Annotated in this window: 24 protein-coding genes and 4 tRNA genes; 12 read left to right on the top strand and 16 right to left on the bottom strand. The window is 70.3% G+C overall.

The features are described 5' to 3' along the window. Window positions 1–2: 2 nt before the first annotated feature. Together AC3DE3_RS01340 and thrS are read right to left on the bottom strand one after the other, a co-directional pair. Window positions 3–605, bottom strand: a complete 603-nt coding sequence (locus AC3DE3_RS01340; protein ID WP_488368725.1) for an ATP adenylyltransferase — start codon at window positions 603–605, stop codon at window positions 3–5. Next, window positions 602–2701, bottom strand: a complete 2100-nt coding sequence (gene thrS / locus AC3DE3_RS01345) for a threonine--tRNA ligase (protein ID WP_488368726.1) — start codon at window positions 2699–2701, stop codon at window positions 602–604. Before thrS ends, AC3DE3_RS01340 begins: the two co-directional genes overlap by 4 nt. A gap of 142 nt (window positions 2702–2843) precedes the next feature. Between thrS and AC3DE3_RS01350 the strand changes: the two genes are divergently transcribed. Further along, window positions 2844–3503, top strand: coding sequence for a DsbA family oxidoreductase (locus AC3DE3_RS01350; RefSeq protein WP_488368727.1), 660 nt, complete (start codon window positions 2844–2846; stop codon window positions 3501–3503). 102 nt (window positions 3504–3605) lie between these two features. Here the strand turns inward: AC3DE3_RS01350 and AC3DE3_RS01355 are convergent, their stop codons facing one another. The 9 genes from AC3DE3_RS01355 to AC3DE3_RS01395 form a co-directional block, all read right to left on the bottom strand. Then, window positions 3606–4406: a methylamine utilization protein gene (locus tag AC3DE3_RS01355; RefSeq protein WP_488369088.1), complete on the bottom strand. Its 801-nt coding sequence runs from the start codon at window positions 4404–4406 to the stop codon at window positions 3606–3608. A 217-nt stretch (window positions 4407–4623) separates the two neighbouring features. Continuing rightward, window positions 4624–4986, bottom strand: a complete 363-nt coding sequence (locus tag AC3DE3_RS01360) for a cupredoxin domain-containing protein (RefSeq protein WP_260487631.1) — start codon at window positions 4984–4986, stop codon at window positions 4624–4626. Next, window positions 4983–5342, bottom strand: coding sequence for a cupredoxin domain-containing protein (locus AC3DE3_RS01365; RefSeq protein ID WP_488368728.1), 360 nt, complete (start codon window positions 5340–5342; stop codon window positions 4983–4985). The genes AC3DE3_RS01360 and AC3DE3_RS01365 overlap by 4 nt, the downstream gene beginning before the upstream one ends. Window positions 5343–5348: 6 nt before the next feature. After that, window positions 5349–6941 carry a multicopper oxidase family protein gene (locus AC3DE3_RS01370; protein ID WP_488368729.1) on the bottom strand — a complete coding sequence of 531 codons (1593 nt, stop codon included), beginning with the start codon at window positions 6939–6941 and terminating at the stop codon, window positions 5349–5351. Continuing rightward, on the bottom strand, window positions 6941–8302 hold the full coding sequence (locus tag AC3DE3_RS01375; protein WP_488368730.1) for a hypothetical protein: 1362 nt from the start codon (window positions 8300–8302) through the stop codon (window positions 6941–6943). Before AC3DE3_RS01375 ends, AC3DE3_RS01370 begins: the two co-directional genes overlap by 1 nt. 20 nt (window positions 8303–8322) lie before the next feature. Continuing rightward, window positions 8323–9027, bottom strand: coding sequence for a methylamine dehydrogenase light chain (locus AC3DE3_RS01380; RefSeq protein WP_488368731.1), 705 nt, complete (start codon window positions 9025–9027; stop codon window positions 8323–8325). A gap of 69 nt (window positions 9028–9096) precedes the next feature. Further along, window positions 9097–9705 carry a thioredoxin domain-containing protein gene (locus AC3DE3_RS01385; protein WP_488368732.1) on the bottom strand — a complete coding sequence of 203 codons (609 nt, stop codon included), beginning with the start codon at window positions 9703–9705 and terminating at the stop codon, window positions 9097–9099. 157 nt (window positions 9706–9862) lie between these two features. Continuing rightward, window positions 9863–10429: a MauE/DoxX family redox-associated membrane protein gene (locus AC3DE3_RS01390; RefSeq protein WP_488368733.1), complete on the bottom strand. Its 567-nt coding sequence runs from the start codon at window positions 10427–10429 to the stop codon at window positions 9863–9865. Between the two features lie 321 nt (window positions 10430–10750). Then, window positions 10751–10822, bottom strand: a tRNA-Val gene (locus tag AC3DE3_RS01395). A gap of 415 nt (window positions 10823–11237) precedes the next feature. On the opposite strand from AC3DE3_RS01395, the gene AC3DE3_RS01400 reads away from it, so the two are divergent. The 5 genes from AC3DE3_RS01400 (at window position 11238) to AC3DE3_RS01420 (ending at window position 12430) form a co-directional block, all read left to right on the top strand. Beyond that, a tRNA-Gly gene (locus AC3DE3_RS01400) sits at window positions 11238–11310 on the top strand. 49 nt (window positions 11311–11359) lie between these two features. Then, window positions 11360–11433 (top strand) — tRNA-Cys (locus AC3DE3_RS01405). Window positions 11434–11461: 28 nt separating this feature from the next. Beyond that, window positions 11462–11536: transfer RNA gene (locus tag AC3DE3_RS01410), tRNA-Val, on the top strand. Between the two features lie 102 nt (window positions 11537–11638). Continuing rightward, complete coding sequence (locus AC3DE3_RS01415) at window positions 11639–11872, top strand: hypothetical protein (RefSeq protein WP_260487638.1); 234 nt, start codon at window positions 11639–11641, stop codon at window positions 11870–11872. Between the two features lie 24 nt (window positions 11873–11896). Continuing rightward, entirely contained in the window at window positions 11897–12430 is a 534-nt protein-coding gene (locus tag AC3DE3_RS01420) for a GNAT family N-acetyltransferase (RefSeq protein WP_260487639.1), read from the top strand. A gap of 40 nt (window positions 12431–12470) precedes the next feature. Here the strand turns inward: AC3DE3_RS01420 and zapE are convergent, their stop codons facing one another. Next, entirely contained in the window at window positions 12471–13487 is a 1017-nt protein-coding gene (gene zapE, locus AC3DE3_RS01425) for a cell division protein ZapE (RefSeq protein ID WP_260487640.1), read from the bottom strand. Between the two features lie 51 nt (window positions 13488–13538). On the opposite strand from zapE, the gene AC3DE3_RS01430 reads away from it, so the two are divergent. From AC3DE3_RS01430 to msrB, 4 genes are read left to right on the top strand one after another with little or no spacing between them, the layout of a single operon-like run. Beyond that, window positions 13539–14300 (top strand): dihydrofolate reductase family protein, encoded by a 762-nt coding sequence (locus AC3DE3_RS01430; protein WP_488368734.1) that lies wholly within the window; start codon window positions 13539–13541, stop codon window positions 14298–14300. Further along, window positions 14297–15808 carry an alpha/beta hydrolase gene (locus AC3DE3_RS01435; RefSeq protein ID WP_488368735.1) on the top strand — a complete coding sequence of 504 codons (1512 nt, stop codon included), beginning with the start codon at window positions 14297–14299 and terminating at the stop codon, window positions 15806–15808. Before AC3DE3_RS01430 ends, AC3DE3_RS01435 begins: the two co-directional genes overlap by 4 nt. Before the next feature lie 53 nt (window positions 15809–15861). Beyond that, entirely contained in the window at window positions 15862–17058 is a 1197-nt protein-coding gene (locus AC3DE3_RS01440) for a glycosyltransferase family 87 protein (protein WP_488368736.1), read from the top strand. Between the two features lie 9 nt (window positions 17059–17067). After that, window positions 17068–17502, top strand: a complete 435-nt coding sequence (msrB, locus tag AC3DE3_RS01445) for a peptide-methionine (R)-S-oxide reductase MsrB (protein ID WP_488368737.1) — start codon at window positions 17068–17070, stop codon at window positions 17500–17502. Window positions 17503–17588: 86 nt separating this feature from the next. Here the strand turns inward: msrB and hemQ are convergent, their stop codons facing one another. From hemQ to hemE, 3 genes are read right to left on the bottom strand one after another with little or no spacing between them, the layout of a single operon-like run. Beyond that, on the bottom strand, window positions 17589–18284 hold the full coding sequence (gene hemQ / locus AC3DE3_RS01450; protein WP_488368738.1) for a hydrogen peroxide-dependent heme synthase: 696 nt from the start codon (window positions 18282–18284) through the stop codon (window positions 17589–17591). Between the two features lie 3 nt (window positions 18285–18287). Continuing rightward, entirely contained in the window at window positions 18288–19670 is a 1383-nt protein-coding gene (gene hemG / locus AC3DE3_RS01455) for a protoporphyrinogen oxidase (protein ID WP_488368739.1), read from the bottom strand. A gap of 2 nt (window positions 19671–19672) precedes the next feature. Further along, window positions 19673–20797: a uroporphyrinogen decarboxylase gene (gene hemE / locus AC3DE3_RS01460; protein WP_488368740.1), complete on the bottom strand. Its 1125-nt coding sequence runs from the start codon at window positions 20795–20797 to the stop codon at window positions 19673–19675. Window positions 20798–20895: 98 nt separating this feature from the next. On the opposite strand from hemE, the gene AC3DE3_RS01465 reads away from it, so the two are divergent. Beyond that, window positions 20896–21483, top strand: a complete 588-nt coding sequence (locus AC3DE3_RS01465; protein ID WP_488368741.1) for a DUF3000 domain-containing protein — start codon at window positions 20896–20898, stop codon at window positions 21481–21483. Next, a complete protein-coding gene (locus AC3DE3_RS01470; RefSeq protein ID WP_488368742.1) occupies window positions 21480–22718 on the top strand; it encodes an HRDC domain-containing protein in 1239 nt (412 codons plus the stop codon). The genes AC3DE3_RS01465 and AC3DE3_RS01470 overlap by 4 nt, the downstream gene beginning before the upstream one ends. Window positions 22719–22772: 54 nt before the next feature. Here the strand turns inward: AC3DE3_RS01470 and dxs are convergent, their stop codons facing one another. After that, a complete protein-coding gene (gene dxs / locus AC3DE3_RS01475) occupies window positions 22773–24647 on the bottom strand; it encodes a 1-deoxy-D-xylulose-5-phosphate synthase (protein ID WP_260487649.1) in 1875 nt (624 codons plus the stop codon). Window positions 24648–24755: the final 108 nt, after the last annotated feature.

The following is a 24755-nucleotide window of genomic DNA, read 5'->3' on the forward strand; positions in this document are numbered from 1 at the left end:
GCCTACTTCGAGGTGCGGTCTGGTCCGGGCACGCCGTTCGGGGACACCGTGGCGGACCACGCCTCGGAGAGCAGCCGCCGCGTCTCGCGGAGGAGCTGCGGAAGCACCTTGGTTCCGCCGGTCACGGTAATGAAGTTGGCGTCGCCGATCCAGCGCGGCACGACGTGTTGGTGCAGATGCTCGGACAGGGACCCGCCGGCCGCGCCCCCCAGGTTGAGCCCCACGTTGAACGAGTCCGGGTTGGAGACGGCCTTGATGACCCGGATCAGGTGTTGCGTGTACGACATGAGTTCGCGGGACTCGTCGTCGTCGAGGTCCTCCAGGTCCGCGACCTTGCGGTACGGCACCACCATCGAGTGACCCGGATTGTAGGGGAACAGGTTGAGCACCACGTAGACGTGCTCGCCGCGGGCGACCACCAGCCCGTCCTCGTCGCTCATCCTCGGGATGTCGAGGAACGGCTCCCCCGTCATCCCCTCCGCGGGTTCGGGACGCGTCTCGGCGATGTACGACATCCGGTAGGGTGCCCACAGCAACTGGAGGTGGTCCTCCCCCGCCCCGAACTGGCGGTAGACGTCCGTGGAAGACGGATCTCCGGTCGTCACACGCGCTCCGCGGTCGGGACGTCGTTGCGGCGTGAGTTGATCCAGTACGAGATCTTGTCCATCGCGGCGTTCCGCGAGACCCCGTTGAGCTGCGTCCCGTCGGGGAACCGGAAGCTCACCGCGCCCGCCTCGACGTCGCGGTCACCGGCCAGGAGCATGAACGGGACCTTGCCGGTGGTGTGGTTGCGGATCTTCTTCTGCATCCGCTCGTCGGAGACGTCGAGCTCTGCCCGGATACCGCGCCCGCGGAGCTCGTCGATCACGTCCTCGAGGTGCTTCTCGTGCGCCTCCGCCACGGGGATGCCCACCACCTGCACGGGCGCGAGCCACGCGGGGAACAGCCCGGCGTAGTGCTCGAGCAGGACCGCGAAGAACCGCTCGATCGAGCCGAAGAGCGCGCGGTGGATCATCACCGGCCGCTTCTTGGTGCCGTCCGCGGCGTTGTAGGTCAGGTCGAACAGCTCGGGCAGGTTGAAGTCCAACTGGACCGTCGACATCTGCCACGTCCGCCCGATCGCGTCACGCGCCTGGACGGAGATCTTGGGGCCGTAGAAGGCGGCCCCGCCCGGGTCCGGGACCAGCTCGAGGCCGGAGTTCGTCGCCACCCGACGCAGCGTGTCGGTCGCGCGCTCCCAGATCTCGTCGCCGCCGACGTACTTCTCCGGGTCCTTGGTCGACAGCTCGAGGTAGAAGTCCTCGAGGCCGTAGTCGCGCAGGAGCGAGATGATGAAGGACAGCACGGAGGCGATCTCGCCCTCCATCTGCTCCTCGGTGCAGTAGATGTGCGCGTCGTCCTGGGTGAAGCCGCGGGCGCGGGTGAGGCCGTGGATCACCCCGGACTTCTCGTACCGGTAGACCGTGCCGAACTCGAACATCCGCAGTGGCAGTTCGCGGTACGAGCGGCCGCGGGAATCGAAGACCAGGTTGTGCATGGGGCAGTTCATGGGCTTGACGTAGTAGTCCTGCCCCGGCTTGGTCTCCTTGCCGTCCGCGTCGTATTCGGCGTCCAGGACCATGGGGGGGAACATCCCCTCCGAGTACCAGCTGAGGTGCTGCGACTTGCGGAACAGGTCGCCCTTGGTCACGTGCGGGGTGTTGACGAGTGAGTACCCCGCGGACAGGTGGCGCCGGAGGGAGTGCTGCTCCATCTCATTGCGGATGATCCCGCCACGGGGGTGGAACACCGGGAACCCGGACCCGATCTCGTCGGGGAAGCTGAACAGGTCCAGCTCGGTCCCGAGCCGACGGTGGTCGCGCTTCTCCGCCTCGGCGAGCCTGTCGAGGTAGGCGTCCATGGCCTCGGTGCTCTCCCAGGCCGTGCCGTAGATCCGCTGGAGACCGGCGTTGTTCTGATCGCCCCGCCAGTAGGCAGCGGACGAGCGCGTGAGTGTGAACGCGGGGATGAACTTGGTGGTGGGCGTGTGCGGGCCGCGGCACAGATCCGACCAGATGACCTCGCCCGTGCGGGGGTTGAGGTTGTCGTAGGCGGTCAGTGCACCCGCGCCGACCTCCATGATCTCGGAGTCCTCGAGCGCCACCGCACCGTCGGCGTCACCGGCGTCCGCCCGGCCCTTGTCCTCGACCAGCTCGAGCTTGTACGGCTCGCCCGCCAGCTCGGTGCGCGCCTCGTCGAGCGAGGCGTACTCCCGCCGCGAGAAGCGCTGGCCGGCCTTGATGATCTTCTTCATCCGCTTCTCGAGGTCCTTGAGGTCCTCGGGCGTGAAGGGCTCGGCCACGTCGAAGTCGTAGTAGAAGCCGTTCTCGATCGGCGGACCGATCCCCAGCTTGGCCTCGGGAAACTTGTCCTGCACCGCCTGGGCGAGCACGTGCGCGCACGAATGCCGGATCACCGACCGGCCGTCCTCCGAATCGGCGCGGACCAGTTCGACCTCGGTGTCCTCGGCGGGCGCCCAGGACAGGTCCCGGAGGGTCCCCTCCGGATCCCGCACCACGACGATCGTCTCCGGGCCGCTGCGCGACTGCAGCTCCCGCTCGGCGAGGATCTTGCCCGCGGGCTCACCGGCCGGGACGACGGTCGTCACAGGGGCCGCACCCGTCGCGTCGACATCGGTTTCCGGAATGCGGTTCTCGGACACGGGGGGAGATCTCCTCGGGCAGTGGACGTCGGGTGCCGGTGGGCCACCCGGGCTGACATCGGTCCACGACAGGGACCGGGCCGGTCCATGCTACCCGGGGCCCTCACGGAATCCCGGACCGCGGCGCGACGTTGCACCCGTCATGCGCATTGACATCTGGTCCGACGTCGTCTGTCCGTTCTGTTGGATCGGCAAGCGGCACCTCGAGGCGGCACTGGAGAAGTTCCGTGCGCGACACCCCGAGATCAGGGTGGAGGTGGTGTGGCGGGCCTACGAACTCGACCCGTCCGCTCCCCGCGTCGAAGGGGACGAGCCGACAGAGACGAGCGCACAGATGCTCTCGCGCAAGTACGGGATGTCTCTCGCCGAGGCGGAGGCCGGGCAGGAGCAGATGGCCGCCCGGTTCACCGAACTCGGTCTGGACTTCGACTGGCGGTCCGCGCGAATCTGTTCGACCTTCGACGCCCACCGCCTGGCCGCCCTGTCCGCCGAGCACGGACAGGCGGACGCGGTGGACGAGGCCCTGCGACGCGCCCACTTCACCGAGGGACGGGCGATCTCGGACCCGGCGGTGCTGTATGAGATCGGGGTCGGGGCCGGGTTACCCGCAGAGGAGGTCGACCGGGTGCTCCGTGGGGACGCGTACGCCGACCGGGTGCACCGCGACGTCGAGACGGCCCGCGGTCTCGGGGTCCGGGGGGTGCCGTTCTTCGTGTTCGACGACCGACTCGCCGTCAGCGGGGCCCAGCCGGTCGAGGTGTTCGACCGGGCACTGGAGCAAGCGGTGGCTGCGGAGGTCTGAGTCCTCGCCGAGCCCGTACCCATCACCGGGCCCGTACCCACCACCGGGCGCCCGTCCCGCTGTCCGCGGATCGGGCGCCCGGTCGTGCGGGGGGCCGCTATGTCACATCGCCAACGCCGCCGCGCCGAAACCCGCGAGGGCCACGAGGCCCGAGCCCGCGGCGAGCTGGACCATGCGGTCCGCGGCCATGCACTTGAGCAGGAAGTCGCCCATCGTGCCGCCCTGCCGCTGGTGCGCGATCGCGAGGGCGGACGGCCCGCACCTGCCGATCGAGACCGCCGCGAACAGAGCCGCGCCGAGAACGGGGTTGGCGAGGGCGATCGCGCCCAGGAACAGCAGGTAGTAGGCGCTGGAGCGGATGAAGATCATGAACCCGGGCCCGATGAGCGTGCCGAAGTAGAACGACACCCGCATAGGACGACCGACCCGGCGCAGATGGCGGGGCAGCTGCTGACGTCGCATCGGCGTCGGCATCCGCAGCAGACCGGTCTCGTGGAGGCCGTACAGGAACGCCAGCGAGGACCATCCCGCCAGCAGCGGGGCCACCGGGGCCGGCCCGACCACGGACTGGACGGCCATTCCCACGAGGCCCAGGCCCGCACCGACCGGCAGAGCGGTGAGCAACGAGCCCGCGAGGTGGGCACCGAGACGGCTCAGGGCGGAGCCGTCACCGGGCCGGTCCGCCTGCTTGGGGGCGGCGACGACCCCTGCCACGGACATGCCGCAGGTGGACCAGTTCGCCGCGACGGCGGTGAGAGCGGCGGCGCCGACGACGCCGACCGTGAGTGCGACCGGCGCCGAGAGGCCACCGAGGGCACCGACGGCGACCGCGGCGCCCACGCCGGCCGCCAGGGAGGCCGCGGCGACGCCCACGCGCTTGCCCAGGCTGATCGCCCGGCCCATACGTGGCCGGATGCCCGGGCGGTCGCCCAGGTCGAGATCGGAGATGTCGGGCACGCTGGCTGTGGCGACGCCCTCCACGGATGACGGCGCCGCGAGGTGCGGTGCCGTGGTCTGGATACTTGTCATGGTGTTCCTCCTCGGTGATGGTGGATATCGACCCGGTATCGGGGGTTGGTGGATTCAGGGGCAGGAGCCCGGCGGGGGTGGTCCCGTCCGATCAGGCCCGCGGTTCGACGACCACGGTCCCGACCATCTGGGGGTGGATCGAGCAGGTGACCCGGTAGACACCCGGGTCGGCGAACGTGATCCGGTGCTCGCCCTCGGCGCGGAAGCCGGCGTTGCCGTCGACGCCTTCCACGACCACGTCGTGGAAGGTCCCGCCGTCGTCGTAGAACCATGCGACCTCGTCTCCGGCGGTGAGATGGATCTCCCGGGGTTCGAAGGCGACGTTGCGGACCGTGACCCTGGTGGGCTCTGTCTGCGTGGAGCAGCCGGCGCCCGCCGTCAGGACCCCGGCCAGGACGAGGAGCCCGACCGCTGCCGACCGGCCCGGACGACGCGTCCGTTCGGCGGGGCTCATCCCTCGACGATGACCTGCCCGGTCATCTGCGGATGGGGGGTGCAGTGGTAGCCGTACTCCCCCGGCGTGTCGAAGGTCTGGGTGTAGCTGCCCTCCGTCTGCAGTTCCGAGACGAACTCGATCCCGGAGTCGTCGTCGGAGGCCACATCGTGGGGTAGGGAGGCCTCCCAGACCCACTCGACCGAATCGCCGGGTTGGATCGTCACCACGGGGGGCTCGAAGCTCATGTCCTTCACGTGGACCCGGACGGTCTCACCCGACGCTGTCGATCCGGATCCCCCGTCCGACGAGCAGCCGGTGGCGAACAGAACCGCGGACAAGGCCAGCGCGGCGATCTTGGTGGCGCGATGCAACATCAGTTGTCACCTCTCGTAGTAGAAGTTGGTCGTCATACCGGCGTCCAGGTGGTAGGCGTTGTGGCAGTGGAACATCCACGCACCCGGGTTGTCGGCGTCGAACTCGAAGGCGAGGTCCTGGCCGGGGTGGATGATGACCGTGTCCCGCCGCAGCCCGCCGTACGCCGGCACCCCGAAGGTGTGCCCGTGTAGGTGCATGGGGTGCCACATGGTCGTCTTGTTGGTCATCTCCACGCGGATCCGCTCACCGGTCTTCATGGACACCTTCCCCACGTCGGGCCCGGCGATCCCCCAGACGTAGTCCGCCGGCGACTGGATCAGTTCCAACCGGAACGTCCTGTCCACAGGTCGCTCCGGGAGCTTCGAGGCCTCCGTTGCGGCGAGGTCGGCATCCTGCACAGGTGTAGTGCCGAGTTCGTCGATATCCCCCGACCGCGAGGGATCGATCGTCGTGACCGAGTCCCTCGTCCGAAGGGTCGTGGCCACGAAGTCCTCCGACCCCTCCACACGGGCGACGATCGGCCATGTCCCGGAGTCCACGTCCACGAGGACATCGACCCGCTGCGCCATCCCCACGAGAACGGACCGGGCCTCCACCGGTCGACACGGGAACCCGTCGGTCTCGACGACACGCATCGTCCGACCGCCGACCGCCACCCGGTAGGGGGTTTCCGCCGCCGCGTTGATGATGCGCAGACGGACGGTGGAGCGCGGCGGCACCGTCAGCGGGTCGGCGTTCTCCGAGGGACGCCCGTTGAGGAGGTGCAACGGGTAGGCGATGTGCTGGGTCATCCCCCCGAGCGCCGCGGACTCGGGATGGGGTCCGGCGGTTCGGGCGAGCGCATCCGGATCGACCGCACGGGCGGCGGCCGTGGTGCTCGAACCGTGTCCGGAGTGTCCGCCGTGACCGGAGTGACCCCCGAGCGCGGGGTTGAGCGCCCGGAGCAGTTCGTCGGGTGACGGGCCGAAACCCACGGTCCAGTCGTCGATCACCAGGACGTGGTCGACATCGGCGCCATACTGGTCCTGCGGGTCCTCGACGACGAGGGCCCCGAGCATTGCCTCGTCCGCCTGGAGACCGGAGTGGGAGTGATACCAGTACGTTCCCGGGTGCGGAAGGGTGAACGAGTACTCGAATTCCCCGCCCGGGGCCACCGTCTCACCGGTGAGCGGAGGCGCCCCGTCCATGTCGTTTCGGAGCTGGATGCCGTGCCAGTGGATGATCGTCTCCTCGTCGAGGAGATTGGTGTGGCGGACCCGGAGTCGGTCCCCGAGCGACGCCCGGATCTCCGGACCCACGGGGCCCTCGCCGTAGGCCTTCGCCGTCACCTGTCGGCCTGCCAGGCCGAAGGTGGCAGCGACCGCCGGCACGGCCACGTCCACGACCCGACCGGAGCTGAACCGGGCGGCTTCCGCCTCCCCGACCTCCGGATCGGAGTAGCCGATGCGGTCCGATGCCCGGATCGCGGACGTGACCGCCGCCTCCGCACCACAGGCGGCCATGGCCAACCCCACGCCGCCCAGACCCAGGGCGGCGAGGAATGCCCGGCGGTTGACGTCAGGGGCCAGGGTGGGCAGGACACCCGTGGTGCGCCCCATCAGCCGGCCCGCCGTTCCGGGGCCCGGAGTCCGCTCACGCCGTCGGAGCCGCCGGCGTGGCCCGTGACGGTCACGGTCGACACGACCTGTCCGGTCGCGGGGTCGATGCCGACGACCGTCGGCAGGTCCTTGCCCTCGTCGTCACCCTCACCCGGGGCGGTCCCCAGGACGTAGAGGACCGACCCGTCGAGGTTGTAGGACACCGAATCGATGGAGTCCAGCCCCAGCTTCTCGAGGTCGAGGTTCTGGGTCTCCCGCGCCCCGTCGACGTCGAACAACCGGATCCTCACCAGGTCTCCCCCGTTGGCGGAGTGCGGGTGGATCTCCGTGTCGGTGTACTCGACGAAGAACTGTCGCCCGTCCGGGCGGACGCCGTTCTTGTGGAAACGGCCGTCCTCGCGACCGACATTGCCGACGGGCGTGACCTCCTCGGTGGGCAGACCGTCGGAGAAGTCGAACAGGTACACGTCGCCCGCTTCGTTGATGAGGAAACCGGAGGCGATCTCCTCGGCGAAGTGCCCCTCGCGAGCGGACGTGAAGTCCTCCGGGAGTACCTCCGACCGCCCGGTCTCGCTGATCTTCCCGTCGGAGTCGATCGTCAGCTCGATGAGCTCGCGGGAGTTCTCACAGACCGAGTAGATCTTGTCGCCCACCGGCCAGGTGAACGGCCCGCACCCGAGGATCTGCTGTTCCCCGGAGAGCACGCCCCGGTCGAGATCGACGACACGCGGTCCGAAGAGCTGGTCGTCCCACGACGTCATGTAGCGGCCACCGACACTGACGGTGTGTGAGCCCTCCCGGGAGTGGAAACGCACGTGTCGGGGAAGCAGTACCTCGGCGGGCTCGAGGAGGTTCCCGGAGTACGTCGAGACCGTGTAGTCGGCCTGTCCGCGCGACCCACGGGGCGCCCACACCTCGAACGCCACCGCCTGGGGTTCGGACGCGTCGTCGGAGGTGAAGACGTGGACCACGTCGTCCCAGATGGCGTGCCCGGTGGTGATCCGGGTCTTGACCACGCCGTCGGCCGGATCGAACGCGGCGTACACCGTCTCGTTGTCGCGGGATTCGGTCGCGACCATCCAGTCCTCCCCGATCGGGGTGACCTCCGCGGTGTACGGCTTGTTGGGGTCGGCGCCGACCTCGCCGAGTTCCTGGTCGTCGTCCCCGAGCGCCGCGTTGGACGGCGGCAGGGTGACCTCGGGCACGTTGGGGAACTCATACGTGGTGGCGACGCCGTTGGCTACGTCGAACTCCTCGCCCGACTCGGTGGAATCGCTGCCGGACGAACATCCGACGAGCATCAGCGCCGTGGCGGTGGCGAGCGACATACCCGCCAGCCGGGTGGTCGTGAACATCTTCATGGGGTGTCCTTTCCGGCCGGTCAACGGGCGCCGGCGCCGACGCGGGGCCGGGTCGCGTTGTTGGTCTGGCAGTCCTCGCCGATGATCGGCGCGAGGGTGCAGGTGTAGGACTGGGACTCATCCGAGACGCACCAGATGATCTCCTGGTCGAAGCTGCCGGAGACGGGGTTGTACATGACCGCCTGGGCATCCGGCTCTCCGCAGTACGTGGTCGAGCAGCGAGGCGCTCCACAGCAGTCGTAGTAGGCGATGAGGTAGGTCTTGCCGTTCTCGGGATGCGTGCAGCATCCGACCCAGTACTCGGCGCCCGGCTTGGAGCCGGGGGCGCAGGTGGACACTCCGCCACCGGCGCAGGACGGACACGGGCGGCCGTCCATGTTGCACCAGCGCCAGTAGTTGCACTCGGTGGGATCCTTGCCGTCGTACGTGGGCAGCAGGTCATCGCCCGCACCGAACGGCGTCACCTTGGTGGCACCGGCCGACGGCGTCGCCGCGGGGGGTTCCTGTGCCATCGCCTTGGGGTCGCGGGTGACGGGCAGGGCCCCGACGAGTGCGACGCCGGAGACGCCCATCGTCCACGTGGCCATCCGGGACAACACGGACCGGCGGGACGTCCTCTCGGACAGCCTCCGGGAGACCTTGCTGATCGCGGAGCCGCCGCCGCCGGCCAGCCATTCGGCGTGTTCGCTCAACCGTTGTTGGTCGGAGTCTTCGATGTGGACCACGGTTCATTCCTTTCGTTTCGGGTGGGGGGTGATCTCGTGGGCCCGGACGCGACCTGCGTCCCGGTGGGCTCACGACGCGTTGGGGACCTTCAGGCCGGCGTACAGGTGCTGGATGGTCGGGGTTGCGGTCTCGAGTGCGTTGAGCAGGCTCTCGACGTGCTGCATGTTGTTGCACAGACCCTTGGCGGCGATGGATCCGTCGGAGTCGACCAGGATCCCGTAGGGAGTGGTGCCGACCTGGTAGGCGATTCCGACCTCGCGGGCGTCGAGGTACTGCAGTTCGCCGCCGATGCCCGCTCCGGACAGGAACTCACGGTGTTCCTGCTCGGTGCCGTCCGAGATCAGCACGACGTCGAGGTCCTTCTCGGCCCTGGCCATGGTCTTGATCCCGGGCAGGAGCGCCTTGCAGGTCGAGCACTTCGGGCCGGTGAACATCAGCAGCTGCGGCCGGGGCCGCTCCCCTGCCACCGATGCGTCGCGACCGAGGTGGTCCGTGAGGCCGTCGAAGGCCGGGCCGGTGTCGCCTATCGCAGGCCCGGAGTCCTGGACGCGGGCGCCGAGGGGGCCGAGCCGGACCTGGACCCGACCCAGCTCACGGGCCAGGCCGAGGATCATCAGGACGAGGACGACGTCGACGGCGACGAGGACCGCGAGGACGGTGTAGACGAGAACGGACATGGGGACTCCTCTGGGGTGATTCGGGCAGGGGGTGCCGGCCCCAGGTGCGGCGCACGTGGGGATGGGAGCGGCTCCCGGACGGCGGGGCCGATCGGAACCGATGGTCGGGAAGGGTCTGTTCGGCTCGGCCGGGGCCGGACCGGACAGGGAGGTCGGGTCAGACCGAGCCGGCCTGCCGGCGGTGGAGTTCGGCCCGGGCGGGTTGCAGATAGGTGTCCACCCGCGAGCGTCCGAGCGTGAGGGTGGAGAACACCGAACCGACCCCGAAGGCCAGGACGACGGCGAGACCCGCCAGGGCGAGAGCGGTCATCGCCTCCGTCAGCGTGGCCGGGCCGGGCAACACGGGAGCCAAGGCGGCGGCGCCGGCGAACGCGAGTGCGCGGGCGGCGTGCCACCAGGTGATCCGCGGGGCCTCGTGGCTGCCGAACGCGAAGCAACCGCAGTCGAGCTCGGTCCTCCCCCGCAACAGGTTGACGGAGAGGCCGGCCGCGTAGGCGAGAAAGAGGGCGGCGATGGCCCAGCTGGTCGGCTGCAGGGCCACGCGGGCGATGAACGCGGCGCCGAGGGCCACCTCGAGGAACGGGAGAACTCGGCCGACACGGAATGCCAGGCGGTCCGGGAGGATCTTGTAACCGACCACCACGCGGCCGTGAGCATCCAGATCTCGGAGTTTGCTCACCCCCGCGACGACGAGCCCGATCCCGACGACGGATGTGACGAACATGCCCGTCATTAGCGCTCCTTCCAGCGGCGATGCCCCGGTCGGGGCGTGTGCTTCAGCACGTCCGGAACGCTATGGAGGTTGTGTTACAGATGTGTGACGGCAGTGGTCCTCAGTTGTTTCATGCCCTCCACAACCGTTGAGATCTCGGTCACGCGGGCTACTCAGACCCTGGACTGGGTGACAGATGTAGAGGCCATCTCGGATGTGACCTGCGGCGTCGTTGCTCTGCGGGTACGGGACCGGAATTACTGAAATGCGGACGACCCCCGGTCTCCGTGGTGGAGCCCGGGGGTCGTCGTGGGCTCTGGCCCGCTTCAAGGGTGGTCCTAACTGGGTTCGAACCAGTGACCTCTCCGGTGTGAACGGAGCGCTCTTCCGCTGAGCTATAGGACCTCGCGTTCCGGGCGGTCTCGCCTCGGCACCGGAACACTGTATCAAGACCCGGGCCGGGCCCCAATTCGGCCCCCTCGAGGGGCGGGCGGATCGCTGACGGGCCGTCCGGGGCGTAGGCCGTGAGGGTCTCGGTGGGTAGTGGCCCTCGCCCGGGTCGCCCACTGTGCCGTGGGCCCTCGACCATTCGCCCCGACCATCCGCACAGACCATTTGCACCTCGCCGTGGCGACCCGTGGGCCGTACGGGGCGCTCGACGTCGAGGCGAGCTCGCCGGGGCTGCACGGTAGAGCACCGTGCCGTCGCCCGGTCCATACAGCTCAGACCTGGTTTCCGCCCCCCGATTTGTGTTCCCCGAAGACCGTCGGCTAATGTTCCTTCTCGCAACGAGGTGAGCGAGAGCGAGCCGCGAAGCGATGCGGATGTGGCGCAGCTGGTAGCGCATCACCTTGCCAAGGTGAGGGTCGCGGGTTCGAATCCCGTCATCCGCTCGGAGGGATCGAGGAGCCAGGACGTCCTCACCAGGCTCGATACCTTTGCGGTGGAGTGGCCGAGTGGTGAGGCAGCGGCCTGCAAAGCCGTCAACACGGGTTCGATTCCCGTCTCCACCTCCACGTCCGGACTTGTCCGGACGGGAAGCCCGCGCGATTAGCTCAGCGGGAGAGCGCTTCCCTGACACGGAAGAGGTCACTGGTTCAATCCCAGTATCGCGCACCATCACGAACGCCCCGGCCGTCGGCCGGGGCGTTCGTCGTCGTCGCTCCCGATCCGGTACCGCGGCGTAGTCGCCCCGTGATCTCGTAGGCGGATGATCGGGGTATGTCCGTGATGCCGTACCTACACCACTCGACGACCGTCGACCTGGCCGATGTCGCGACCCTGCGTGGCCGCGTCGTCGACTTCCGGCACAGCACCGGGATCCTGGCGGACCTCCGACGCACCGGGACCGACTCGTTCGAACTCACCCTCGTCCTCGGTGGAGGCGACGACATCGAGAAGCTCACGATCCGCGGTGTCCGCGGGGGCGAGAGCCTGCACCTGCACGAGGCCTGAATCGGACCCCGATAGTCTCTGGGCGTGACACCGCGATTGCAGCATGCTTCAGGGGCCGACATCGACGCCGTGGCGTCGCTCGCCGCACGCACCTTCCCCCTGGCGTGCCCGCCCGAGTTGGATGCTCCGGCGATCGAGGCGTTCATCGCCGAGAACCTGACCCCGGAGGCCCTGCGGGCCCACCTCGATACTCCGGGTCACGAGCTGCTGGTCGCGAGTGGGACCGGAGGCGAGGCCGTCGGTTACGTCCTACTCGTGGCGGGGACGGAGATGGACCCGGACTGTGCGGCCCAGATCGTGCACCACCCGACTATCGGAATCAGCAAGTTCTACGTTGATCCCGCCCACCACGGAGCAGGCCTGGCCGCGGTGATGCTCGACGACGTCTCGCGGCGGAGCAGAGCGGGCGGCGCCCGGAGTGTGTGGCTGGCCACCAACCTCGCCAACACGAGGGCACGGCGCTTCTACGGCAAGCACGGATTCCTGGAGCGGGGACAACGGACCTTCGACGTCGGTGGTGTGCTCAACACCGACGTCGTCTACGAACTGCCCCTATAGAGACCGGGCGAGGCCCCGTAGGTCCACGGTCGGCCCCCGGTCAGCCCCCGACGGTCTCGAACCGGGACAACGCCAGTAGACGCGAGGTCGCCCGGAGGTACTTCTTGCGGTAGCCGCCGGCGACCATCTCCTCGGTGAAGATCGCGTCCAGCTTCTCACCGGAGTTACGCACGGGGATGCCCGCGTCGTAGAGACGATCGGCGAGCACGACCAGGCGCAGCGCGATCGACTGGTCCGGCAGCGGCTTGACCCCGCTGAGGCAGACTCGGGTGACGCCGTCGACGAGACGGTTGTACTTGGAGGGGTGCAGGGTCGACAGGTGCTCGCACAGTGCGTCGAAGTCGTCGAGAGTCGCACCCGAGACCGCCTCAGCGTCGGCCTCGAGGTCGGCGTCGTTCATCGGGTCCGGAGCGGGGGGCAGGTTACGGTGCCGATAGTCCGGGCCATCGACCCGGATCGACTCGAAGATGCCGGACATCTTCCGGATCTCGCGCATGAAGTCCTTGGCCGCGAACCGGCCCTCCCCCAGCTGCTCGGGCAGCGTGTTTGACGTGGCCGCGACACTCACCCCGGCCGTGGTGAGCTCCGCGAGCAGGCGGGACACCAGCATGGTGTCCCCCGGGTCGTCGAGCTCGAACTCGTCGATGCACAGGACGGAGTGCCCGGAGAGCTCGTCGACGGCCCGGTTGAACCCGAGGGCACCGACGACGTGGGTCAACTCGACGAACGTCCCGAACGCCTTGGGCTCGGGGCAGTTGTGGTAAATCGATGTCAGCAGGTGGGTCTTGCCCACACCGAAGCCGCCGTCCAGGTAGATGCCGGTGCCCTGCACCGCCTTCGGACGTCGGCCGAAGATCCCCTTCTTGGGCGCGCGACGGGCCACCACCGACTCGGCGAACGACCGACACGCCGTGACCGCAGCGGCCTGGGAGGGCTGCGCCGGGTCGGGGATGTAGGAGTCGAAACTGACGTCGTCGAACATCGACGGGGGGACCATCTGTGCCACGAGCTGGTCGGCGGGGACCACCGGGGTGACGTCAACGAGGCGAGAGACCATGGGCAGAGCCTATCGTGGGGACACCCGGCGTCAGAACGGAAGGAGTCCGCGGTGCACACGACACGGCCCACCGTGCTCGACGACGACCCCGCGGCCCTCGAGGCCCTGTGGGCGGCACTGGACCCCGAACCGGGCCTGCCCGTGCCGTGCATCCGCGCGGTGATGATCTCCTCGGTCGACGGCACGACCACCGTGGACGGGCGCAGCGGCGGGCTGGGCACCCCGACGGACCGGCTGGTCTACGACGCCATGAGGGCACGGTCCGACCTGGTCCTGGTGGGCTCGGGCACCGTCCTCGCCGAGGGTTACGGCCCCGCCCGCACCGCCGCCGTGTGGGCCGACAGACGTCCCGGCCCCCCGCCCGTGGTCCTGGTGTTCACCCGCACCCTGGGCGACGACCTCATCGACCACTGCGCCAGTGCCGGCGACGGATTGCAGGTGGTCGCCACCCACGGTGTGCCCGGTGACCGACTCACCGCCGCCCGGGCGCGCGGGATCACGGTCCACGTCCTCGACCCGGGCCCACTGCGGAACACCGTGCGATCGCTGGCCACTCATTTCGGGGCCTCGGAGGTGACCTTCGAAGGCGGCCCGCGGCTGCTCGGGACCTTCCTGCGTGAGGGCGCGGTCGACGAACTGATCCTGTCGATGTCCCCGGAGATCATCCTCGGCGGTGACGACTCCCGACTGGCGGAGGCCACCGCCACCACCCGGGTCCCCCTGCGCGTCGCGGCGGCCTTCACGTGCCCCCGCGGCGGCCTCTACACACGCTGGGTCGTCACCGGAACTGACGGACGGGAGGGCGTGCGGTGACGCGACACCGGGGCATCCGGGCGATCGGTGCGGGCGTGACGGTGCTGGCATTGTCGGTCGCGGCGTGCGCGCCACTGCCCGCGACGGGTCCACGGCTGGCGACCGGGGACGGACCCGGGAGGACCTCGGGGGGCGGCGTCGCCGAGGAGCCCGAGGCCCCGCCCGACTGGCTCGCGCCGCGGGCCGACCTGAGCTGGGTCCCGTGTCCCAACAGCCGGGTCGGCGGGATCCCCGAGGACGCGACCATTGAGTGTTCGCTGGTCGGGGACACGCCGGTGTTGCGACTCACCGCGACGGACACACCGGACGACGCGGCTCCGCTCGTCGTCGTCGCCGGTCCCGAGACACCGGCCGATTCACTCGTCGCGAGGCTCGCCTCCGCCGGCCCCGAGCTTGGCCGCTCCAGACCGCTGGTCGTCGTGGACCACCGCGGGCGGACCGGGCCGGCCGGCACCTGCCTGTCGTTTCCGGCGCGCCGCACGCTCGACGCACTGGCGGATCGGGGCACCGATCCCGGCTCGCCGGAACTGCGAGCGAACCTCGCCGACACCTCCCAGTCCTGCACGGACCAGCTCCAGGGCCGCGAACTGGACTTCGGCTCCGCCGGCGCCGCCGAGGACCTCGAACGTCTACGCCAGCAGTGGGATGTGCCCGGGCTCGCCGTGATGGGGATCGGCACCGGGGCCCGGACCGCGCTGGCCTACGCCGGCGCGCACCCCGGCCGGCTGTCCCTGCTGGTGCTCGACTCCCCCGCCCCGGCGGACGGTGACCAGGAGGCCGCGGCCCGCGCCGGGATCGACGGCTCAGACGCGGCGCTGCGGCTGTGGGCCGCGGCGTGCACCCGCGTCGAGTGCGGGCCCGGGGACGCCGACGAGAAGGTCGCGGCCCTGGACCGCGCCCTGGATCGCGCCCGCGACCCCGGTGCGGCGGTCCCCGCGGCATTGCTGTCCGACGTGATCCGGTCGGCTCTCGCAGACCTGTCCGGCGCGTCCGCCCCGGCCCCGTCGCCGGGAGACGTCCTCCTGGGCGACCTCGTCGCCGCCGCCCCCGGCGAGACCCCGGACAGTGTCCGCGGCCGTGCCGCCGCACTGGCCGGCACGTCGTTGCCGTACGTGGCCGGATGTTCCGACCTGACACGTCGCGTCCCGGTCAACCGGGTGGAGGAACTACGGGCAGAGTGGGAGCAGACCCCTCCGTTCGGGGAGATCGTCGCCGCACAGCTGTCCGCGTGCTCCACCTGGCCCGTCCCCGGGCCCTCCCCCGTGACCCTGCCCGCGGACACCCCGGTGCTGCTGGTCGGCGGCATCGCCGATCCACTGGCCGGGGCCGCCGCGCTCGAACCGACCGCCGGCGCGCTCACCGCCGCCGGGGCCTCCGACGTGCGGATCGTCACCTGGGGCGCACCGGGGTCGCAGGTGATCCTGCACTCCGGATGCGTCCGGAGCGCCGTCACCGGGTTCCTCGACGACCCCGACGCCGCAGGGGAATCCGCCGCCTGCCCGTCCTGACCGGCCGGGGTGCCTCACTGGGGGCGGGGAGGTCAGGCGGTAGCCTGCGAGTCGTGCCGCTGCCCTCCCGAAGCACGACGACCGTGCCCCGTGTCCTGACCCATGTGTTGTGGCCGCTGGCGATCATGACCGTGATCCACCGCGTCGTGATCAAGGCCGTCAACGGATCCATCACGAACGACTTCGGCACCGTCTACGCCGCCACCAGGCGTTTCCTGGCCGGCGAGCCGGTGTACGCCGAGAGTCTGCTGACGGTGCAGCCGCACTATCTCTACGCCCCCAGTGGCACCTTCGTCCTGGCCCCGTTCGGGATGATCGACAACTACACGCTGGCGCGGTGGCTGTTCATCGGCGTCAACACGGCCGCGATCATCGCCGCGTTGTGGCTACTCATGCGGCTGTTCGACCTCGACGTCCGGTCGTTCGCCGCCCCCGCCATCCTGCTCGCGGCGTTCTGCACCGAGGCCGTCACCAACACCCTGGTCTTCACCAACGTCAACGGCGTGGTATTCCTGTGCCAGGTGGTGTTCCTCTACCTGCTCCACCGACGACGCCTGTGGTGGGCGGGCGCGGCCATCGGCGTGTCCCTGGCCATCAAACCGATGCTCGCGCCACTGCTCGTGCTGCCCCTGATCCGGAAGCAGTGGCAGCCCTTCGTCACCGCGGCCGCGATTCCCGCGGTCACCATGGCCGCCGGCTGGGCCCTGACCGTCGATGCCCGCAGCTACGTCGACACCACCCTGACGTACATGGGCGAGGTACGGGACTACTACAACAGTTCGATCGCCGGGATGGGCCTGTACTACGGGGTGCCCGAGCCGATCGTCCTGGTGGCCCGGATCCTGGTCGTGGTGGCCACTCTGCTCGCCGTGTGGCTCCTCTTGGACTACCGCCACAACCACGAGGTGCTGTGGCTCGCGACGACCTCCGGGGTCGTGCTCACCGGCGTCTTCCTCGTGTCCACCCTGGGGCAGATGTACTACTCCATGATGCTCATCCCGCTCATGCTCACGGTGGTGCTCGACAAATCCCTGGTCCGGAACTGGCCGGCCTGGCTCGCCGCGTACGGCTTCTTCACGCTCGACTTCTGGGAGTCGGCGCGCTGGCCGTACTACGGGCGCCTGCTGGAGTTCGCGCACCCGACCCTGGGGTGGTCGCTGTTGCTGGCCACCATCCTGGTGGTGCTGCTGTGGCGTCGCACCGATCCCCACCGGCACGAGCGGATCGCACCTGCCGCCGTGTCGGCGTAGCCTGCGGTCATGAGCAAGCCCACCGATACCCCCACACCCCAGCCGGATTTCACGCTGGACGACACCGAGTGGCGTCGCCGTCTCAGCCCCGAGGAGTACCAGGTGCTGCGGCAGGCCGGCACCGAGCGGCCCTTCACCGGTGAGTACAACGACACCAAGACCGAGGGCGTTTACCGCTGCCGTGGCTGCGGTGCCGAACTGTTCCGCAGTGACGCCAAGTTCGAGTCCAACTGCGGGTGGCCCTCGTTCTTCACCCCCCTGGCCGGTGGGAGTGTCATCGAGCGCGAGGACACCTCACTCGGCATGACCCGCACCGAGGTGATCTGTGCCCGCTGCCACGGCCACCTGGGCCACGTGTTCGCCGGCGAGGGGTACGGCACCCCCACCGATCTGCGGTACTGCATCAACTCGCTGAGCATGACCCTGGAGCCGGCGCAGGACTGAACACCCCGGGACCCGTCCGGTCCCGACGCGAGAGAGGGCCGACCGGGAGTGTCCCGGTCGGCCCTCTCTCGCGAGTCGGATCGGCGTCAGGGCATCGAGGTGGCCAACTGCCTAGCCGTGACGCGCGGCCCGGTGAAGAACGGGATCTCCTCGCGCACGTGACGTCGGGCCTCGGTCGCCCTCATCTCACGCATGAGGTCGACGATGCGGTCGAGCTGCGGGGCCTCGAACGCCAGGATCCACTCGTAGTCCCCGAGGGTGAAGGACGGCACGGTGTTGGCGCGGACGTCCGGGTACTCGCGGGCGGCGCGGCCGTGCTGGGCGAGGATCTGGCGCCGCTCCTCGTCCGGGAGCAGGTACCACTCGTAGGAGCGCACGAACGGGTACACGGAGACGTAGGCACCCGGCTCCTCCTCGGCGAGGAACGCCGGGATGTGGCTCTTGTTGAACTCCGCGGGACGGTGCAGTGCGGTGTTGGACCAGTAGGCGGTGCTCGCCCGGCCCAGGATCGTGGTGCGTCGGAACTCGTTGTAGAACCGCTGGAGCTCCTCGATGTGCTCGCAGTGGGTCCAGATCATGAAGTCGGCCTCGGCGCGCAGGCCCGAGATGTCGTACAGGCCCCGCACCACCACATCCGTGCCGTCGTAGCGGGCGAGGAACGTCTCCAGGTCCGCGGCGACCGTGTCCCGGTCCTCCCCGAGCTGACCCGGGGTCACCGTGAAGACGGAGAACATCAGGTACCGCAGGGTCGAGTTGAGCTTCTTGTAATCAAGGCGTGCCATGGCTCAATCCTGCCACTTCGCCGCCAGTCGCCGGGCCGCGGCCCGTGCCGAGCCGATACAGGCGGGCACCCCCACGCCCTCGGTCGCCCCGCCGACGAGTTCCACCCCGGGCAGGCGCTCGGCCAGTTCGTCGCGCACGCCCGCGATCCGCGCGTCGTGTCCGGGGCCGATCTCGGCGAGGGCGTCGGACCAGCGGCGCACCCGCGAGTGCAGGACCGTCGGAGCGGAGCCGCACAGTCCTCCCAGTGCGGATTCGGCCATGCGGGAGAGGGTGGCGTCGTCGGCGGCGAGGACCTCGTCGTCGTCCAGTCTCCCGAACGACACCCGCACCAGGTGACCGGGTCGGGTGTCGAGGTGCGGCCACTTGCGGCTGGTGAAGGTCATCGCCTTGAACGGCACCGGTTCGTCGGTCGCCACCAGGACGCCGGAACGCCCGGGCAGGTCGAGGGAGCGGTCGACCTCCAACGCGACGACGGCCGAGGAGGCCGTCCGGATCCCGGACAGGCCCCGGTCGTCGGAGTCGAGCCCACCGGCGGCCACGAGGAGCGGGGCGGCGTGGGGGACGGGGACGGCGACGACGACGAGGTCCGCCTCACACGCCCACGACCCGCGGTCGCCGACCACCGCCAACGAGTAACGGGGACCGTCCCGGTGGAGGGCGGTGCAGGTGGCGTGTGTGCGGATGACGGCCCCCGAGGACCGGACGAGTGCGTCCACGAGGAGCCGGTAGCCGCCGTCGAGGGTGGCGAACACCGGGCCCGGCACGCGGTGGCCGACGAGTTCCCCGGCGGCGGCGGTGAGGCTGGGCGCGCCCCGGTCGAGGGCCTGTGCCAGCCCCGGGGTCACCTGCCGCAGCCCCAGTCCTGTGCTGGGAGCGGCGTACACGCCCCCGAGCATGGGGTCGACGAGCCGCGTGACGACGGCGTGACCGAATCGCTCGGAGACGAGCGACCCGAGCGAGACGTCGCCTCCCGGTTCCCAGTCCAGCGGCAGGTCGACCTCGCGCGCGGCGACGGCGAGTTCGCGTGGTCCCAGCACGTCGGACAGCGCCGCCACGTCGGACGGGAGCCCCATCAGCGTGCCGGAGGGCATGGGGACCATCCGGCCCCCGGTGAGGATGGCCGGCCCGAGGGGGCCGGGATGGCGGAGCGCGCCGGTGAGGCCGAGCTCGGAGACGAGGTCGCTCGCCTCGGGCCGGCGGCCGATGAAGGCCTCGGCACCGAGCTCCATCGGGCCGGACGGGAAGTCCGCGGTGTGCAGCGCCCCGCCCGGCCTGTCCGAGGCCTCGAGGACGGTGATGTGCGCGTCCGGGAGCTCCCGGGAGAGCTGGTAGGCGGCGGTCAGTCCACTGAGGCCGCCCCCCACGACGGCGACGCGTGGGCCCACCGCTACTTCCCGGTCAGCTCGTGGACGAGCTCCACCACGTGGGTCACCGCGCCCGGGTCGGTGCTCGGCAGGACACCGTGGCCGAGGTTGAACACGTGGCCGCGTGCGCCGAGGTCGCGGGCCCGCCTGCCCTCCTCGACTATCCGTCGGACCTCGCCGTCCAGTGCGGACCGATCGGCGAAGAGCATGGCGGGGTCGAGGTTGCCCTGCAGGACCTTGCCCGGTACCCGCCCGGCGGCGTCGTCGAGCGGGATCCTCCAGTCCACACCGACGACCTCCGGACCGGCATCGCCCATCGCGCCGAGCAGTTCACCGGTGCCCACGCCGAAGTGGGTGCGAGGGACCGTCGAGATGACCTCGTCGGCGAAGATGCGGGTGGAGTGCGGCAGTACCAGCGCGCGGTAGTCCCGCAGGCTGAGCGCGCCGGCCCACGAGTCGAAGAGCTGGACGGCGTCCACCCCGGCGTCGATCTGCGCGCGCAGGAACACCGTGGTCAGGTCGGCCAGTTTGGCCATGAGCGCGTTCCACACGTCGGGCCGCGAGTACATCAGCGACTTGGTGTGCTCGTGGTTGCGGCTCGGGCCGCCCTCGATGAGGTAGGAGGCCATGGTGAAGGGAGCGCCGGCGAAGCCGATGAGCGCCACCTCCGGGTCGAGTTCGGCCACGACCAGGCGCACGGCCTCCTCGATCTTGTCGAGCCGGTCCGGGGTGAGCTCCGGCAGTGCCGCGACGCCCGCCTCGTCGCGGATCGGCTCGGCCACCACGGGCCCGGTCCCGGGGACGATGTCGATGTCCACACCGGCGGCGGCCAGCGGGATCACGATGTCGGAGAAGAAGATCGCGGCGTCCACCCCGTGGCGGCGGACCGGCTGCAGGGTGATCTCACACGTCATCGCGGGATCGAAGCAGGCCTCCAGCATGGTGGAGCCGGCACGCACCTCCTTGTACTCGGGAAGCGAGCGTCCCGCCTGGCGCATGAACCACACCGGGGTGTGTGCACCGCCGACGCCGGTCACCTCGTCGAGGTAGGGGCCGGTCCCGGCGCGGCGGCCGGTGGTCGCGGCACCCGCGGTGGGGTCGACGGAACGGGAGGTCGAGGACGCATCAGAGTTCAACACGCCCCCCATCGTCCCATGAAGCGGCGACCGGGGCCGGTCAGCCCACCCGGGCAGGTGACGGCGCGCCTCCTCGGGGCGGGAGCGTGCGGTCGCTAGCGTGACGACCCGTGAGCACATCGGTCAATGACGGCGAACCCGAGGTCTTCCGGGAGGCGGTCGAGTCGCTGTCGCGACTCGAGGTACGCCCCGAGATCTCGGTCGGCCCGATCCGCCCGCCGCAGCGACTGGCACCCTACAGTCACGCCCTCGGCGTCGAGATCATCCCGCCGTCCGGGGACGACGTCCCGGAATTCTCCGACGGCGACGCCTTCGGTCGCCTCATCCTGCTGCACGACCCCTCGGGGGACGATGCATGGAACGGCACCCTGCGCCTGGTGGCCTACATCCAGGCGGACATGGAGGCGTCCCTGGCGGCCGACCCGCTCCTGCCCCAGGTGGCGTGGAGCTGGCTCACCGAGGCCCTCGATGAGCAGGCCGGGCCCTACACCTCACTGGGTGGCACCGTGACCAGCACCGCGTCCGTCCGTTACGGCGACATCGCCGGTCCTCCCCAGTCGCATCAACTCGAACTGCGCGCGTCCTGGACCGCCCTCGAGTCCGACCTGACGGGGCACGCGTCCGCGTTCTGCTCCACCCTGGCACTGGCCGCCGGCCTCCCGCCCGTCGGCGTGACCTCCCTGCACCGGCGGTCGTGAGCGGGCGTCGCCGCGGCGAGACCCCGCCCGGGTCACCGCCTCCCCCGGCCGAGTACGAGTTCATCGACGACCCGGCCTCCATCGAGGCCGTCGCCGGCGCCCTGGGGTCCTCCCCCGGTCCCCTCGCCGTCGACGTCGAACGCGCCTCGGGGATCCGCTACTCCGAGCGTGCCTTCCTCCTGCAACTCCGCGCCGCCACCGGACCCGCCCTGCTCATCGACCCGGAGACCCCGGGCCGGACCATCGGCTCCCTCGCCGACGTCCTGTCGAGTCGACCCCTGCTCCTCCACGCCGCGAGCCAGGACCTGCCGTCACTGCGCGAGCTCGGAGTGTCGCCGACCTCGCTCGTCGACACCGAGCTCGCGGGGCGCTTCCTCGGCACGGAGCGGGTCAACCTGGGGGCCATGATCTCCGAGCACCTGGGGATAGCCCTCGCCAAGGCCCACTCGGCCGCCGACTGGTCCCGTCGACCGCTGCCCGCGTCGTGGTTGGACTACGCGGCCTACGACGTCCTGTTCCTCCACGAGCTCGCGGACGCGGTCCTGCCGCTGCTCAACGACCTCGGTCGCCGCGACTGGTTCGAGGCGGAGTGCCGGTATCTGGTCGAGTCGGGCCCGGCGCCCGCCCCGCCGGACCCCTGGCGACGACTGTCCCGGTTGTCGACGCTGCGTGACGGGCGTCAGCTCGCCCGGGCACGGGAGCTGTGGATGGCCCGCGACCGGGTCGCCGCCGAACGTGACATAGCACCCAAACGGCTCCTCGGCGACGCGGCGATCGTCGAGGCCGCCAGGGTGGGGCCGTCGAACGCGGCGGCCCTGCTGGCGATCGACGGGTTCGACGGGCCGCACCGCCGGCGTCTGGCCGGGGAGTGGCTGGCCGCACTCGAGTGGGCCGAAGGACTCGGGCGCGGGGACCTCCCCTCCCGCCAGGGGCCACCCGCCGAGCATCCCCCGCACGCGTCGTGGAAGCGCAACGAGCCCGAGGCCGCGGAACTGCTCGAGATCGCCCGCGACGAGATCGGCGCGCTCGCCGACGAACTGGGACTCGAGCCCGGGCTGCTGCTCAAACCCTCGACCCTGAGACTGTGGGTGTGGCGCGCGGCCACCACCCGGCCCACCGACGACGGTGTGCTGCTCCACGACGTGCTGACCGCGGAGAATGCCCGCGCCTGGCAGATCGAACTGACCGCCGACCCGCTGCTGGAGGCGGTGCGGCGCTTCCGAGCGGACTCCTGAACCGTCTCCGCGTCGGGCGCCCGACGCGGAGACGGGGACCGCGGATCCGGTCCGTCAGTTCAGGCGGGTACGGATGCTGGCCGCGATCCCCTCGGGCGTCAGGCCGGCGTCCGCGAGGATCTCCCCGCGCGAGCCGTGGTCGAGGAACTGCTGGGGGATCGCCAGCGAGAGGCGATCGACCAGCACCGATGCGGCATCCAGGCACGCCGACACCGCCGAGCCGACCCCTCCGTGAAGTCCGTTGTCCTCCACCGTCACCACGAGTCCGCGTCCGCGGGCGCTCTCCACGATCGATGCCGGCACGGGGTAGACCCACCGCGGGTCGACGACGTCCACGGTGAGTCCCTCTGCCTCGAGTGCGCGGGCGGCGGCGACGGCGGGGGCGACCATCGACCCGACCGCCACCACCAGGACCTCGGCCTCACCGGGGCCGTACACGCGGTCCACCCCGTCCTCGGATGTGGCGAGGGCCGGTACCGCGTCCCCCACGGACCCCTTCGGGAACCGGACGACGGTCGGGCCGTCGTCGACGGCCACCGCCTCGCGGAGTTCCTGCCGGAGGGTCACCGCGTCCCGCGGGGCGGCCACTCGCACCCCGGGGATGATGCCGGTCAACGACAGGTCCCACATCCCGTTGTGGCTGGCACCGTCCGGACCGGTGACCCCGGAGCGGTCCAACACCAGGGTGACCGGCTGCCGGAGGAGTGCGACATCCATCAGCAGTTGATCGAAGGCGCGGTTGAGGAAGGTCGAGTAGACGGCCACGACGGGGTGCAACCCGCCGAGCGCGAGCCCGGCGGCCGAGGCCACGGCGTGCTGCTCGGCGATGCCCACGTCGTACATCCGTTCCGGGAACCGCTCCCCGAACGCGGCCAGGCCGGTCGGCCCGGCCATCGCCGCGGTGATGGCGACGACATCGTCGCGTTCGGTGCCGATCGCGCACAGTTCCTCGGAGAACACGGAGGTCCAGTCCACGGATGACGAGGTCGCCAGCGGCTTGCCGGTCTCGGGATCGATGACCCCGGTGGCGTGCATCTGGTCCGCCTCGTTGTTCTCGGCGTGGACGTAGCCCATCCCCTTACGGGTCACGACGTGGACCACCACCGGACCGCCGAAGTCCTTCGCGAGGCGCAGCGCCGCCTCGGTCGCCGCGAGGTTGTGGCCATCGACCGGACCCATGTATTTGAGGCCGAGATCGGCGAACAGTTCCTGCGGGGACACGACGTCCTTGACGCCGGTCTTGATGCCGTGGAGCACGGAGTAGAGGGCCTTGCCCACGACGTCCTTGCGGGCCGTGAGCGCGTTCTTCGTCCGGTCCATCGCCTTCTCGTACGCCGGCTGGAGCCGGAGCGCGCCGAGACGCTCTGCGATCCCCCCGATGGTCGGCGAGTAGGACCGGCCGTTGTCGTTGACGACGATCACCATGGGGCGGTCCTTGGCGGCGGCGATGTTGTTGAGCGCCTCCCATGCCATGCCGCCGGTCATCGCACCGTCCCCGATCACGGTGACGACGGTGCGATCGGACTCCCCCCGCAGGGAGAACGCCTTGGCGAGGCCGTCCGCGTACGACAGGGACGCCGTGGCGTGGGAGGACTCGATCACGTCGTGTTCACTCTCCGCACGGCACGGGTAGCCGGAAAGCCCCCCTCTGGTGCGGAGACCGTCGAACTGGTCGCGACGGCCGGTGAGGATCTTGTGCACGTACGACTGGTGCCCGGTGTCGAAGATGATCGGATCGCGCGGTGAGTCGAAGACCCGGTGCAGCGCGACGGTCAGTTCGACGACGCCGAGATTCGGGCCGAGGTGCCCGCCCGTGGCGGCGACCTTACGGATGAGGAACTCCCGGATCTCCCCGCACAGTCGGCCCAACTCGTCGGAGTCGAGCCTGCGGAGATCGGAGGGGCCGTCCACCTGTTCGAGCACGCTCATTGCTGTCGACTGCCCCTTCCGTGACCGACACCCCGCTGGGTCGAATCGTCAGTCTACGGGCTGACGCCGCGCGACCTCGCCCACGGGCGGGCGTTCGGGCCCCCACCT

Source organism: Dietzia sp. IBK-p2-16D (assembly GCF_057773085.1).